This is a genomic window from Staphylococcus canis (assembly GCF_016238445.1).
In the GTDB taxonomy this organism is placed as follows: domain Bacteria; phylum Bacillota; class Bacilli; order Staphylococcales; family Staphylococcaceae; genus Staphylococcus; species Staphylococcus canis.
Genome location: NZ_JABANU010000016.1, coordinates 1 through 16,024 on the forward strand (window position 1 = coordinate 1; position 16,024 = coordinate 16,024).

The following is a 16,024-nucleotide window of genomic DNA, read 5'->3' on the forward strand; positions in this document are numbered from 1 at the left end:
CCGTAGGTTCGTAGCTAACATAGCCAGTAAAAACTAAAGATGTTATCCCTTTAATGTCCTTTAACCCTAAATAACCTGTTATTTTTAAATTTTCTCCTTCAATTCCAAAGCATTCTGTTATATCATAGTTTATAGGCATAAATATCTCTCCTTAATTAGTTTGTTGGTACTTACAATTATAGAGATATTTGTGCCGTTTTTATATTAAAAACTAAAAAATAACGGCTAGTGAATATTTCACCAACCGTTAAAAGTATAGAGCCAATATAATCACAACCATAATATATTATTGATGTTGATAAATATGATGATCTAAGTAATTTTTTAATCGTTTCATTCCTTCTTTTAATGTTTCCATTTCATAGGCATATGATATTCGTACATAACCTTTTCCGTAATCAGTAAATGAAGAACCTGGGACCATTGCAACACCAGCATTTTCAAGCACATCGACACAAAACTTAAAATCATCCTCTTCAAAATGATGAATACTTGGAAAAATGTAAAATGCCCCTTCTGGAATTGCATTTAATTTAAATCCCATTTCTGTTAATGCTTTGATTAAATAGTCACGTCTTTCGATATAAGCGCGATTCATCTCTTTAGGAGCATCTACTGCCTCATTTAATGCACTGATTGTAGCAATTTGAGCTGGAACATTAGCACATATACAGTTATATGCATGCATAAATGTGAGCTTTTTTATGAGATATTCGGGACCTGACAAATAGCCGATTCTCAGTCCAGTTGCTGAGTGAGATTTGCTTAAGCCATTAATCAATAACAGTTGGTCTCTAATGCATTCATAGCGTCCAAAAGAGACATGCTCATGGTCAAATGTATTTTCAGCATAAATTTCATCACTGATGATAAAAATAGGGTAGTTCTTTAAGGTATTAACAATCGCTTCAACCTCTTGTTCATTTAAAGTCATACCAGTAGGATTTGATGGATAATTTAATAAGATAGCACGTGTTTTACTAGTAACATGTTGCTCAATTAATTCTGGTGTAATTTTAAAATTAGAGTGTGTCGTATCTAAATAGATAGGCGTGCCACCTAATGTTTGAATTAAAGGAATATATCCAGCATAAACAGGACCTGGAACCAATATCTCATCGCCTGGATCAATAATACATCGAAGTGCCGTATCTAACGCTTCAGAAGCCCCATTTGTGATGATGATTTCCTCTGGGGTGTACTGAATACCAAATCTTTTATAATAGTAATCTGAAACAGTCTGACGTGTTTCTAATAGACCTTTATTATGAGAATACTGCGTTTGATTATTTGTTATAGCTTGTTGATAAGCCTCTTTAACTGATACAGGCATATTAAAATCAGGTTGCCCAACAGTTAAATTAATCACATCTTCCATTTGAGAGATTCGACTTGAAAATTGACGAATGCTCGGTGCTTTTAAAAAGCGAGATTGTGAATTAAGTTGGAGTTTCATTATCACACATCCTTAAATATATAATTAATATTAAGTGTAACATGAAAAGATAATCATACGCTAAATGAATCTTAAAATTCGGAATAATAAGATATATATTAGTCGAATGCACAAAGATTTAAGTGAGATTAATTTTAAAACGTAGAGTATTAATAAGAAGTAAGGTATAAACCGTACGTTTTTATATAAAATTATAAGAATCACTCCTGAATGTAAAATGAATAAAAACAGCTTAAATTCATTAAGAAGTTACATTTAGAGTGATTCTTTAAAAAATGAATGTTTCTATTAATCATATTTATGGTTGATACGGCTTAAATGCTGATGGTCGTTGTAAGTTGATAAATGGATTTGTCCATTTGGCTACAAAGTCTGAGGACCATAATAGAACTATAAATAATGAGAATACAAAGTTATAAATTAAGCTTAATATTGGGCTATCCATAAAGGGATAAATCTCATTACCACGTATCACGCCTATAAATAAACCATGTAGTAGATAGACGTACATCGTTCTTGAACCAATATATGTGTACCAATGATGCTTTTGAGGCATAAGATTCAAAAATGAGAACATCGTTGTGATAATAATACCGTATAATACAAGACGTTTTAACGGACTCAAAATAAGATGAATTCCCTCGGTAAGCCCATACGGAGCACTTCCTAATAACCAAGATGAATTAATAGGATGGAAATAATAAATAATAAAAAACCCTATAAGAATCATCAAAGAAATAGGAACAAATCTTTTCAATCGAATAAAACGACTAAATTGTGTATCTAATATGTAACCAAGATAAAAAATTGGGAAAAAGACCAGTGTGCGGGACCAACTTAAATATCCGCCAACGTGGTCAGAAAATCCTGATAGTACAGCTACGATTACTGCAATAGGTAAAATAATATAAGGCTTAAACGATCTAACGACTACGATAAATACATTAAAAAAGAATAGAGATACTAGAAACCACAATGCAAATATTGGATTGAAAGGATCGATATCTATTGTGCTATTTTTTCCAGTAATGAAGTAGTATACTGAAAAGAATGTAAAGAAAATTAAATATGGGCCTAAAAGTTTTTTTCCTACCTTTTCGATGTAACCAGCGCGTTCAACATGACGCGCGAAATAACCTGATATGAAAATAAAGGCCGGCATGTGAAAGCTATAAATTAATAGATAAAGTGCGTTGATAAAAGAGCTAGATCCTACATATGGTCTAATAAGGTGACCGAATACAACTAAAAAAATCAATCCTGCTCTTGCATTATCGAAAAATGCATCTCTCTTTTTTGATTGCACCATAACGATTACTCCTTTTTCGTACTTAAAATAAATGTATTATAAACATCGTTATAAATGCAACGAAAAGCAACTTATGATAATGTATTGTTATGTTTAATTACGTGCATACATAAACAAAGAAATTATAGGATATCTAATGAATGTTTTAAGTAGCTTTAAAATATTTATGGATTCTTGTTTAGGTTTACAGTATGGTAAATTATGTGTTGTAACGTGGCATAGTAAATAGACAATTTATTTTAATCATAAGGATATGATGTTATGGCAAATAAACAATTTACTGGGGTAAAGAAGCTTAAACATCCACCAAGATATTTGCCTGGCTTAGATGGATTACGTGCAATTTCAGTAATAGGTATTATTGTATATCACCTTAATGCACAGTGGCTATCCGGAGGTTTTCTTGGTGTTGACACATTTTTTGTCATTTCCGGGTATTTAATCACCTCTTTGCTAATGTTTGAATATGAAAATTATGGAAGAATAAACCTAGCTCAATTTTGGATTAAACGTTTTAAACGTTTAATCCCAGCAATGCTTTTTGTAACGTCGTTTGCAGTGCTCTATGTTTTATTATTTGAGCAGTCATTGTTGCATTCTATAAAAGGAGATGCTCAGGCTGCATTACTGTACTATTCTAATTGGTGGTACATTTTTCAAGATGTCGATTATTTTGATCAATTTAAGCCAATGCCACTCAAGCATTTATGGTCATTGGCTGTTGAAGAGCAATTTTATATTTTTTATCCAATTATTTTAATCCTCTTTCTAAAATATTTTAAATCTCAAAGGAAGGTAACGCTTGCATTTTTTGTAGTATCTTTAGTGTCATTAGTATGGATGATGATTGTAGCAGCAATCGACACAAATCTGTCTAGAGCATACTTTGGTACGGATACACGTCTACAAACTTTACTATTAGGCGCTATGTTTGCTTTTATATGGCCAGCATTTAAACTCAAACTTGACCCACCTAAGTTAGGAAGACGAATTGTTGATGCTTTTGGAAGTATTGCGCTTATTGGTTTGATAGCGTTATTTTGGATGGTTAATGAAGAGCAAGACTGGTTATATATGGGCGGATTTTATCTTATTTCTATGCTGACATTAATTGTCATTGCGAGTACAGTCCAACCTCAAGGTGTTTTATCTAAAATATTATCTAACCCACTCTTTATTTATATTGGAAAGCGTTCGTATAGTTTATATCTTTGGCACTTTGTGGTTGTTACGTTTGTACATAAACATTTCGTAGCGGGACAGTATCCATTTTATGTCTATATTATAGATATTATTTTAACTGTATTAATGGCAGAGCTTTCTTATCGTTATGTAGAAACACCATTTAGACGATATGGATGGCAAACCTTTGTTCATCGTTCAACACCAATGATTTCTATGGTGCGCACACCGTTAATATTACTTGGACTTGGGTTTTTCGCATTAACAATGATGGGGCAATTTGATAGTTTAGCTCAGACAGAGAAGAAGTTGAGCGCGTATAAAACACAACATAAAAATCATGCATCAAAACAAGCTACTCCAAAAGACACTAATCAAAGTCATAATAAACCTTCACAATTTGATGCTTCAAAGGAATCCCCATTATTTATTGGAGACTCATTAACAGTGGGGATGGGGAATTATTTAGATAATCATTATGATACGCCGATGATTGATGCGCGTGTAGGACGGTCAATGGAAGAGGCAATTCAAGTTGCTAGTCAATATGCATCTTATAACCGCGATGGACAGTCAGTCGTGATTCAAATCGGTACGAATGGAGATTTTAGTGATTCTGAACTTGAAACGTTACTGAAGGATTTTGATCAAGCCAATGTATATCTCATTAATACTACGGTGCCTAGAGGGTATCAAGAACATGTTAATACGTTACTATCAGAAGCGGCTCAAAAACATAAAAATGTACATCTTGTTGATTGGTATCAGGTTGGTGTAGGTCATACAGAATATTTTGCATATGATGGCATACATCTTGAATATCCTGGAATTGAAAAGCTAGTTGAAACTTTAGATGAACAAATGTCTAAATATCAAAAAACAGAAACGAAACCGGACTAAGCAATTAGTCCGGTTTTATCATTATAGTTATTATTTACGATAAACGTCGATATTAAAATATTTACCTGTTTCACTAAGTGCATCATAGAAACTCTTGAGGCGTAATGCATTATGCTTAGCCCAACTGATATCTGTCGCATATTGATGTGTTGCAGGGTTTTGAGGATTCCATCTCATACGATATAGTGTATTTTGTCCCATATTGATATAGCGATCTTTGATGAATTGAGCGCCTCCAATAATTGCTTTACTTACAGAATTCCAACCAAAATCTTGTGCCGTTTTGAAGCCATTAACTAATGGGTTTTGGTCAAATGCCCCAATGCCAAACATATTAAAGTATTTAGTTGTACTATCTGTGATAACTTGGTTTTTAGAGTTAACATAGCCACCTTTTGATAATTGAGATGTTCCGTTGCCAGTTTCTAATAAAGCATGAGAAACAAGATAAATTTCATTAATATTATTTTGCGCTGCAGCGGTTTTAAACGCTTCACCTTGACCTTCTAATATACCTTTACCTTTTAGTAATTTGTTTAATTGAGCAGCACTTAATCCTTGATGTTGATCGAGTTTCAAGAATTGATATTTTTGAACAGGATCTTTTTCAAGTTTTGTTGTATCCATAGCTTCGCGTGTTTCTTCGCGAGTCGCATTAACCCATTTACCTGGTTGACGTTGTGTTTGTGGTTTTGCACTTAATACAAGTTGACGGTTAAGTGCTTCTTCTAATGTCACTGGAGCAGTGTAGTGATGGATTAGCACTGAACGTAGATCACTTGCTTTAAGCCAACCTTTAGTGCCATCTTTAAATGTACCATAATACCACGTTACACCTTGATGGATTGATGATTTTTCAATTGAAAATAGTGTTTCATAATAATTAGACAGTGTACCTAAAATCTTTTTTTGCTCTGGACTATCATAGTAATACCCTTTTGAGTTTGTCACAAAGTAATCAGAATTATGATTTGATTCAGTTGTATTTGATGATGTTGTTGCAGTTCTTAAGGATGATGTAGGTGCAACAGCTGTTTTAAGATTAGAAGTTTGTGACAAATCTTTTAAATCAATCCAACCAGTTTTTTGATTGACATTACCAAATAGATATACATTATCTCCTACATTTACCTTTTTCGTAGCGATAAACGATGGATTAGATAGATTTTTTAATGCATCAATACGTTGTTGTGCAGTACCCCAAGGTATTGTATAGAGACCATTGTTGTTTGAGCGCACAGTATATTGACCTGTAGTTCGCACTTCTTTACCTAATGATTGAGTTTTAACGTCAGATGCTTTAAACCAACCAATAGGCGTTGTTGCATTTTGTAACAACACATAATCTTGATTATTGAGAGATGCACGTTTTGATACCTTATATGTTTTATCATTATAACGAGTAGCATCTTTAGCTGTTTGATCATAAACAGATGCTCTGATACCTGACGTTGACGGTTGAACTTGACCAATTTCTGATACAGGTTTTGTGATAAGTGTTGATGCTGTTGGTGTAGACAAACGAATTTGGTTTACCCAACCTGAAATATTACGTGTTTTACCAAAAATATACGTAGCGTTGCCAATTTTTCTTTGTTGACTTGCTGTAAACGTTTGAGCACCTTGACCAGACACTTGACCTGCTACTTGTTTAGATGTGCCCCAAGGTACTTCGTATAATGTTGTACCACTTGGGATTGTATATACTTTATCGATAGCAGTTGAAGGTTGGCTTGTACGATAGTCGACATCAGACGTTTTAATCCAACCAACATTTGTACCAGTAGCATAATCTGCAACAAGATAAAATTCTTGATCACCTAATTTAGCTTTTTTAGGGATACTTAGCGTTTGATTAGCCAATGTTGTTGATTTACCTTTTTGATCGTAAACAGATGCATAAAGACCACTATTTGATGAATTGATACGTCCTATGCCTGTATCTTTAGTTACCTTTAAACTTTGAGTTTCAGGTGCAATATTTGCAGAGTTAATCCAACCCGTCAAGTTATTAACTGAACCGTACAACCAATTTGTTTTTCCTACAACTTGTGATTTTTGAGCTGAAAAAGCTTGGTTTACAGTTTTATTTGAAGTTCCAATAACTTGAGATTTTGTGCCCCAAGGTACGTTATATACCACTGTGCCAGGTTTAACTTGATACTTTTGATTAATAGATTTAATAGATTGAGCTTGTTGATAGAAAGTATCATTTGACTTAACCCAGCCAAGTAACTTATTTGTTTTAGCATCTGAGGCAAGATAAAAATCTTGTCCATTTAAATTCGCTTTTTTAGTTACTTTTAAAGTTTGATTTGTTGCATTAGTTGTTCTGCCATTTTGATCGTAAACTGTTGTGTATAAACCGTTGTTATTTGAGTTGATACGTAAGTAACCATTGTTAGCATTAACTGTTAAATCATTATTTTGAGAAGGGGTGCTCGGCTGTGCTGTTGAGCCAGAATATGCCGGTGAAGCATAACCCATCTTAACTTGATACTTTTCGTTTATTAAATCGTATAGTTCGTCATAAGAGTAGCCATGAGCACGTAAGTATCCATGTGGATCGACATGGTCTGTACCGCCTAACCAATTCGAAACAGCATTATGCGTCCATACTGTCCCACGTCCATCATATTCAGCACTATCAGGTTGTAAACCGTAGTATTGTAAGTTTGTTGCGGCGTAATCAGCCATATTATTCATTTGACGTGCAAAAGAATCATAATCGTGAACATGTACAAGCTCAATGTGGATAAAGCGATTATTTGCAACTGGTCCAGCACCCCATGCTAGATAATCAGTTGGTTGTGTTTCAATAATACGACGACCATCAATAAAACCATGAACGAATGCACTATTATAATTGTTTTTCATGTAATTAATTTCGCCATCAATAGTTGAGCTATCGTTTGCTGTATCATGGATAATAATGCCTTCAGGTTGACCTACACCATTACGGTAGCCGTATTTTGGAAAATAGTATGAATAATCCTCTTCATACGTAGGTACTGTGAAATTGTTACGTCGAATATAATTATTAATACTTGAGTTCACTTGTGGTTGATATGCCGCGGGTTGACTTGTAGTTGCAGCATAAGTCACAGGTTGAGGTGCAGTTGCTGAACGAAATACTGAACCATTTACTGGAATCATTTGTCCTTCTTCATCATTGAGCAAGATGGTATCTTCTGATAGATGTGTGTCTTTCGCCTCTGATGTAGAAGTGTCTGGATTACTTGAATTTTGCTCCTCTGCATTATCATTACTTGTAGTTTGAGCATCTATATTTTGTTTATTTGAATATTGTGATGTAGTTTGATCATTCTGATTTGTAGAGACAACGCTATTACGTTCTTGTTCAGATGACTGTGGTTGTATGTTTTGTTCATCAAAAGATGGTGTTTGATTTTGGTATGTAACATCTTGATATGTAACATCGTTGTCTGGCGTCGTTTTTGTTTCTTGATTTGATACATCATGAGTTGCCTCAGAAGATACAACTGTTTCATCAGATGACTCAGTATTAGCGTCTTGATTCGTCTTAGAATCAATCTGAGTTGAATGAGATTCAATGTTCTGCTCTGAATTGTCATACTCTTCTTGTGAAACTTCAGCTTCAGTATGCGTGTCAATATGTGTGTCTGGTGTTTCTGTATTAGATTTTTCAGGTTGTTCAACTTCTAATACGTTTAAATTTGTAGTATCAGATTCTACGTTGTTATTAGGTTGAGTATGAGTTAATGATGTTGAATCTTCATTTTCAACATTAGTATTTGTCTCAGGAGTTGACTGATTTTCTGATGATAATGTATCATAAGTTTCAATTTGAGTAGGGTCTTGATAACGTTGTGTATCAACAATGTTAGTTTGTGACGTGTTTGTTACAGTTGCTTTTGCATTTTCCGCTTGATTAAGAGAAACTTGATCGTCTAAAACGTTTTGTGGTGTTTCTTGTGAATTTGATTCTTGTTCTGCTGCATCTGCGTGGTGGGCTGACAAGCCAACACCTGCTAACGTCAAAGCAATGATAGAAGATGTTTTATAGCCAATTTTTTTAGACATTGTATTACTCCTTTTAAAGATAATAGTAAAGTTGATTACTATTAGTATAATCTTTAATAAGGAAAAAAGGCGTCTTTTAATTAGATTGTAATTGAACTTTAATAATTGTCTACTGTTTAATTATACTATGGTTTTGTATCGATGATTATGAATTATCAGAATTTATTATTTTTTCCATATTGTAATGTTCGATACCTGCATCCATAAATAAATCACCGTATTTGTAGTAACCAAGTTTTTCATAAAAAGGTATCGCATGTATTTGAGCGCCTAACTTGAAATGATGATAGCCATTTTGAAGTGCATCAGCTTCTAGTGTATTCATCAAAGCTTGACCAATGTTTTGACCGCGCATTGAAGAAAGTACAGCTACACGTTCAACTTTTACAATACCATCCACAATACGATAACGTGCAGTCGCAATAGGCTGATGATTGTTATCATAACCTACAATATATTGAGCAGTATGTTCAAATTGATCAATTTCATCTTCTTGAGATACACCTTGTTCATCAACAAAGACTTTCTCCCTTACATATAAAGCATCCTTGTAAATATTTTCATCTTGTCCAGTTTTAAACATAAATATCGCCTCACTTTAAATAAAATTAGAAATGATAAAAAAAGTGGGTGACAAAACATTGGGGTCACCACACTTTTAGATTGATATCATATATTATATAGCATTTTGACGGACAATAGCAGTATATTGCCAAAATATACGCATTTGCACAAGATTCCAGTTATTTAAGCCCATTGCATATCCAGATGGCTTAAAAATATTAATATTTGTGACTTCTAGAGCTGCAGCAACCAAATATTGAATAGGTACACTTAGCTTTTGCATCTCAGGCGTTATTCCTTTTTCATCGTAGACCCATGAAAAAGGAAGGGGAGATTTGAAAACATCGATAGCATCGAAAATTTCTGGTAATGCAACGATGTAACATGCCCCATTTAACACAGGATTGTTTTCGCTATCGGTATAAAAAAGGAGAAGTGCTTCGTAGTTTTCACGGTGTTGATGATTAACGTAAAAAAACTCACTACGAAAATGGGCCATATCTTTACTATGAATAATTTGCTGTTCTAGCATTGAAAACATGCCATTAATACGCTTTATTTTATCAAGTGTCATTGACATGATGTTCCTCCTTATTAATAAAATTCGTTATTATCCGTGCCGTTAGTTTGAGCATTAGAATCATATTGTAGCGACGATTGGGCACCTTGATTATAGGTTGAATCTGGTACTTGTGTTGTATTTAGATTTTGCTCAGTAGTATCACTTGGTGGCTCTGAATTATTGAATTCTTGATATTGGTCTTCATGAGTTCTAGGTATTGAAGCGTTGCTGTTATTTGAATTATCCTCTTGAGTCTCGTATGTTGGAGGATATTTCAATAATGATGATGGTATTTCTGTAAGTGGTGGGATTTCACCATAATTTGATTTGATACGTTCTATGAGATAAGCATTACGATCAGTAATTGGGTCTAATTTTAAGTCTCGACGTAATAAATTTGATGTATCAATTAATGCGTCTACATCTGGATTAATATAATACGTACCATCAATTAACTCATTGTTACCCTTAAGTTGTTGAGACTTGATATCAACATCATTTACGAGATATTGAATAGCAATTGTCCGAATTTCTTTAAAGGATAAGTTATGTTGTGCATTATCTCCTACAATTTCAATGATATTATCAAGTTTATGGAGAGAATCTGTTTTTTGAGCTTTTTTAAATAGTGCTTTTAAAATTTCCATTTGTCTTTGACCACGTTTTAAATCAGAATCATGCTTGCGTGTACGTGCGACTGCTAACACTTCATCTCCATTAAGTTGTTGTTTACCTGCTTTGAGTTTGATACGCCCCTTATCTAATGTATTCGGTTCGTTTAAGTCGTATGGCACATCATACTCGATACCACCTAATTCATCTACTGCAGTCGCAAAAGCTTCCATATTGATACGAATATAATAGTCTACCGGAACATTCAAAGTGGATTCGACACTATTCATAGATGCTTCAGGACCACCATATGCATGTGCATGTGTAATTTTATCATAATAGCCGACTTCTTGAATGTAACTTAATGTATCGCGCGGTATACTGAGGAGACGGATTTGTTTCTGATCAGGATTAAATGTGGATAATATCATAGCATCAGTTCTAGCATGATCGATACTTTGACCATTTTCACGACGAGACTCATTATCATCAATTCCTAGAAACAAAATTGAAATAGGTTGTTGCGTGATATCAACATTCGTATCTCGATGTTGCGATTGACGTTTTGAATCATTAGAAAAAGATTGCTCAAAAGCAGATTTTGATGAATTAAATAACATGATGATATAAATTGTAGGAACAACGACTAGCATAAGTGACAGTAAATAAAGTAGATATTTAAAAAACTTATTCATAACCGATTGCTCCTCGTTCGTTTTCACTAACACAAATTAAAGTTAGGACTAGTCACGTAAAATCATCACTTTGAGAAAATAGCGACCAGTGTCTTCGTTGTAATTTATTGAAGATTTTAAAGATTAGGTTTGTTAGAAATTTATAAAATTGCATAACTATAGTAAATAACATTTACAGCAAAGTGATTTTTGCCTAACCGTTATTGTCCCAACATTATTTATGTGTTGTCAATATTTTTGTATTGGCTTGCAAGAAATTATAGCTCAAGTATTTCGATGTTGTCAATTTTATCCAGTTCCCATTACGCGAAAGCCTCTAACTTAATTCAGTTATCTTTTCAATTGAAATGAATGTATCTCATATTGAGAAGTAAGCATTTTCAATGTCATACTACCTCGTGTATAATATGTAATAGAATATGAATGTTGTGACACCAGTATTATTTTATGATGTCCAACCTTGATACAACACACTAAAACTGCAGTTTGATAGGGAAGGTGTTACATAAATGCAAGAGAATTGGAAAGCACATTTAGAGGAGAGTTTGGTTCAGCCTTTTTATGAAATGCAATCAGAAGAGGAGCGTCAAGCCGCATTTAATGAAACTTTAGAATTTGGAACAGCTGGGATAAGAAGTACGTTCGGATTAGGACCTGGTCGTCTTAATAAATATACTATTCGTAAAATCGCATTAGGTCTGGCACGGTATCTAAAAGATCAACATCATGCACCTACTACTGTCATTCATTTTGACACTCGGTTCTTATCTCAAGATTTTGCGAATGAGATTGCACGAGTTTTGGCAACCGAAAAGGTTACTGCTATCCTTTCAAAACAATACAAATCGACACCTGAACTTTCATTTGCTGTACGTTATTTAAAGGCTGATGCGGGTGTTATGATAACAGCAAGCCATAATCCAAGTCATTACAACGGAGTGAAAGTGTACGGTCCAGATGGTGGTCAACTATTGACAGCACCTTCAGAAGATTTAAGTGAGTACATCAACCAGATTGATTCACCGCTGACTATCGAGGCTGATAATTTAGAAAGTTTAGCAGAGCTAGGCTTAATTCAGTGGCTAGATCCAGAAGTGACCGAAGCTTATAAAACTGGTGTGAAAAATTTAGTAGGTCCGATTGAAGACCAAGGTGAAAAGATTGTGCTTACAAGCTTACATGGTACAAGCTTACCGCTCGGCTCAGAATTGTTGGAAGAATTAGGGTTTAGTAACTATGTGGTTGAGGAAGCGCAATCTCGACCAGACGGACACTTCCCTACAGTTAAAAGTGCAAATCCTGAAGAAAAAGATGCCTTTATATATGGTCAACGTTTAGCAGAAAAGGTTAACGCGTCATTAGTGATTGCAACTGATCCAGATGCTGATCGATTTGGATTTGTAGAGCGATACAATGATGGTACAACACGTTACTTTACTGGAAACGAAATTGGATTACTATTAATGAAATTACGTTTTCAAGAACTTCAACCGAAGCCACAACAAGGTTTTATTATTAAATCTATTGTGACAGGTGCATTAAGTGAAGCATTAGCACATAGCTTAGATATTAAAACGATTAATGTGCTAACTGGATTCAAATATATATCAGAACAACTTAAACAAAATGAAATGACAGATCAACAACTTATTTTAGCCTATGAAGAAAGTCATGGGTACTTAGTTGAAGATTTATCTAGGGATAAAGATGCGATACAATTTATACCTTTGTTAGTAAAATATAAACAACAACTAAGTAAAAATGGTTTAACATTCAAACAAGTTTTGGATGATATTTATCAACAAGTTGGTTATTATCAAGATGTGACTTTATCACCTACTTATGATGGAGCGTCGGGGAAATCAAAAATCTCTAAAATTATGGATCATTTTAGAAATGATAAAAGTGAGGCATTGCTCGGCCTCCGTATTCAAACTAAAGAAGATTACTTAACGCACCAAGTTTATGATTATAAAAATCATACAGAACACAAGCTTGATTTACCACAAGCAGATGTCTTACGTTTTACATTTAAGGAAGGATTTATTGCACTAAGGCCATCAGGAACAGAGCCTAAAATTAAGGTGTATTTTTCATTAAACACGGAACATTTTGAGGCAATTGTTCAAGAATTTCAAACACAATATCTAAACTAATATACTTACACGACTCAGACTGAACATAAAAAATTCGGCTGAGTCTTTTTTAAAAATAATGTAAAGAATATTAAGAAAATGTTAAAGAAAGTCTAAGAGTATGTAAATAGAGGTTTGATTTACCTTTATCTATTGAAATATCAATAGATATACTTAAAAATTAATATAGGCTTAACAATTACTAGTTATCATTAATAAGATAGTTGTATAAAAAGCTAGTTTAAATAATAACAATTTAATAGACGTTACATACTTTAATAGCTATTCCTTCAAAGAGGTAAGACCTCATTGGAATTTAATAGATTATGAAATGATGTAGAGTGAAATCTACAAAGTGAAAAGTAATATTGAGTAAGGATTATTTTATAGATATTAATTATCATAATTAAAAAATATAGAAAAGGGTGTATGAAAGTGAAATTAACAACAATTGGATTAGGTTATATTGGTTTACCAACATCAATTATGTTTGCGAAACATGGTGTAGATGTACATGGTGTAGATGTGAATGAAAAAGCAGTTGAGCGTCTCAATGGCGGGCATATTCATATTGAAGAGCCTGGTCTTCAGGAAATGTATGAAGAAGTACTTCAAACTGGAAAATTTAAAGCTTCAATGGAGCCAGCTGAAGCGGATGCATTTATCATTGCGGTTCCAACACCAAACAATGATGACCGTTATGAATCATGTGATATTTCCATTGTTATGGCAGCGGCGAAAAGTATTGTGCCTTATTTGAAAAAAGGGAATACTATCATTGTTGAATCAACGATAGCACCACGTACGATGGATGATTATGTCAAACCGTTTATCGAATCACAAGGGTATACAGTAGGCGAGGATATTTATTTAGTTCATTGTCCAGAGCGTGTATTACCAGGTAAAATTTTAGAAGAATTAGTTTACAATAACCGTATTATCGGTGGTATTACACCACAATGTGTTGAAGCTGGAAAACGTGTATACAGCACTTTTGTGAAAGGTGAAATGATTGAAACGAATGCACGTACAGCAGAGATGAGTAAATTAATGGAAAATACTTATCGTGATTTAAATATTGCGTTAGCAAATGAATTGGCGAAAATCAGTAATGAATTAAACATTAACGTGCTTGATGTTATTGAAATGGCAAATAAACATCCACGTGTAAATATTCATCAACCAGGACCTGGTGTCGGTGGACATTGCTTAGCTGTTGACCCATATTTCATTATTGCAAAAGACCCTAAAAACTCACGTTTAATTCAAACAGGTAGAGAAGTCAACCGTTCTATGCCTGCATATGTTGTAGAACATACAAAACGTATGCTTAAAGCTTTAGATGGACATAAAGTGACAGTGTTTGGATTAACTTACAAGGGCGACGTCGATGATATTCGTGAATCACCTGCCTTTGATATTTATGGATTATTAAAACAACAAGAAGGTCTAGAAGTTGTAGCATATGATCCACATGTCGAACTAAGTTTTGTTGAAAAAGATATTCAAAAAGCCGTTGACGGTTCATCATTAGTACTCGTATTAAGCGACCATTCAGAGTTCAAAACACTAAAAGATGAGCAATTCGAAACAATGGAACATCCTATTATTTTTGATACAAAAAATGTGGTTCCGAATGATTTCGAGAAAGTAAAATATTATAATTATGGTAACTTATACGAATTTGATAACGAATAAGTAATAATTATAGACAGAGGGTTATAATGTGAAAGCGTTATTTACTATTTTACGTGAACAAGCAGTAAACTGGAAAACAATACTTCAACTTGCTGTATATAATATGAAAAGTCAATATTCTAATCACTATTTAGGTGTTTTCTGGAATATTTTACAACCACTTATGCAAGTAGGAGTGTATTACCTTATCTTTGGTTTAGGACTTAGAGGGGGCGGCGATAGGCTCGTAGATGGAGCCCCCTTCATCATCCATTTAATATCTGGATTATTCCCATGGCTTTTTATTTCTCAAAGTATTAATCAGGGTGCTAATGCGATTCAATCTAATTTAGGATTAGTTACGAAGATGAAATTCCCTTCATCAGTATTATTATCAATCTCGTTTACGAATACATTGTTTAACTTGTTTTTTATGACAAGTATATTATTTGTTGTATCTCTAATAAATGGATATGTTCCAATTTGGAAATACTTGTTATTTATTTATTTTATTATTGCTGCATTCCCAGCAATTTTTGGGATTTCATTACTAATGAGTTCCTTAGTTATAGTTGTGAGAGACACTAAGAATCTACTGCAAAATATTTTGCGACTAGGCTTTTTTATGACGCCCATTTTCTGGGGAATTCAATCTGTACAACCTGTACTTCAACATATCGCACGTCTTAATCCATTCACATACTTAGTTGAGATATACAGAAGTGCTTTTGTACACTCGTCGCCTTTTTTATATGGATCATTAGCAGATCATTTTTATTATTGGATGTTTACCTTATTTGTATTAACTTTAGGAGCAATGGTTCATCAGCGTTTTAAAAATAGATTATTAGATTTCTTGTAGAAAAG

10 protein-coding genes are annotated in these 16,024 nt (G+C 33.7%); 4 read left to right on the forward strand and 6 right to left on the reverse strand.

The genetic code is table 11. The annotated features are described in order from the left end of the window. Window positions 1-286 precede the first annotated feature (286 nt). Complete coding sequence (locus tag HHH54_RS07140) at window positions 287-1,456, reverse strand: aminotransferase class I/II-fold pyridoxal phosphate-dependent enzyme (RefSeq protein WP_198618158.1); 1,170 nt, start codon at window positions 1,454-1,456, stop codon at window positions 287-289. A 298-nt stretch (window positions 1,457-1,754) separates the two neighbouring features. Beyond that, window positions 1,755-2,765, reverse strand: coding sequence for an acyltransferase family protein (locus HHH54_RS07145; protein WP_198618159.1), 1,011 nt, complete (start codon window positions 2,763-2,765; stop codon window positions 1,755-1,757). 261 nt (window positions 2,766-3,026) lie between these two features. Between HHH54_RS07145 and HHH54_RS07150 the strand changes: the two genes are divergently transcribed. Next, entirely contained in the window at window positions 3,027-4,847 is a 1,821-nt protein-coding gene (locus HHH54_RS07150) for an acyltransferase family protein (protein ID WP_198618160.1), read from the forward strand. Window positions 4,848-4,877: 30 nt separating this feature from the next. On the opposite strand, the gene HHH54_RS07155 is transcribed toward HHH54_RS07150, so the two are convergent. The 4 genes from HHH54_RS07155 to HHH54_RS07170 all read right to left on the reverse strand — a co-directional run bounded on the left by HHH54_RS07155 (window position 4,878) and on the right by HHH54_RS07170 (window position 11,345). Further along, window positions 4,878-8,912, reverse strand: a complete 4,035-nt coding sequence (locus HHH54_RS07155; RefSeq protein WP_198618161.1) for a glucosaminidase domain-containing protein — start codon at window positions 8,910-8,912, stop codon at window positions 4,878-4,880. Window positions 8,913-9,057: 145 nt separating this feature from the next. Next, window positions 9,058-9,495: a GNAT family N-acetyltransferase gene (locus HHH54_RS07160; RefSeq protein ID WP_198618162.1), complete on the reverse strand. Its 438-nt coding sequence runs from the start codon at window positions 9,493-9,495 to the stop codon at window positions 9,058-9,060. 93 nt (window positions 9,496-9,588) lie between these two features. After that, entirely contained in the window at window positions 9,589-10,056 is a 468-nt protein-coding gene (locus HHH54_RS07165; protein WP_198618163.1) for a DUF2538 family protein, read from the reverse strand. Window positions 10,057-10,070: 14 nt separating this feature from the next. Further along, window positions 10,071-11,345 carry an LCP family protein gene (locus tag HHH54_RS07170; protein WP_198618164.1) on the reverse strand — a complete coding sequence of 425 codons (1,275 nt, stop codon included), beginning with the start codon at window positions 11,343-11,345 and terminating at the stop codon, window positions 10,071-10,073. 509 nt (window positions 11,346-11,854) lie between these two features. On the opposite strand from HHH54_RS07170, the gene HHH54_RS07175 reads away from it, so the two are divergent. The 3 genes from HHH54_RS07175 (at window position 11,855) to HHH54_RS07185 (ending at window position 16,019) form a co-directional block, all read left to right on the forward strand. Then, window positions 11,855-13,501, forward strand: coding sequence for a phospho-sugar mutase (locus tag HHH54_RS07175; protein WP_198618165.1), 1,647 nt, complete (start codon window positions 11,855-11,857; stop codon window positions 13,499-13,501). Between the two features lie 414 nt (window positions 13,502-13,915). Continuing rightward, on the forward strand, window positions 13,916-15,178 hold the full coding sequence (locus HHH54_RS07180; RefSeq protein WP_198618166.1) for a nucleotide sugar dehydrogenase: 1,263 nt from the start codon (window positions 13,916-13,918) through the stop codon (window positions 15,176-15,178). A 28-nt stretch (window positions 15,179-15,206) separates the two neighbouring features. After that, complete coding sequence (locus HHH54_RS07185) at window positions 15,207-16,019, forward strand: ABC transporter permease (protein WP_198618167.1); 813 nt, start codon at window positions 15,207-15,209, stop codon at window positions 16,017-16,019. Window positions 16,020-16,024 lie beyond the last annotated feature (5 nt).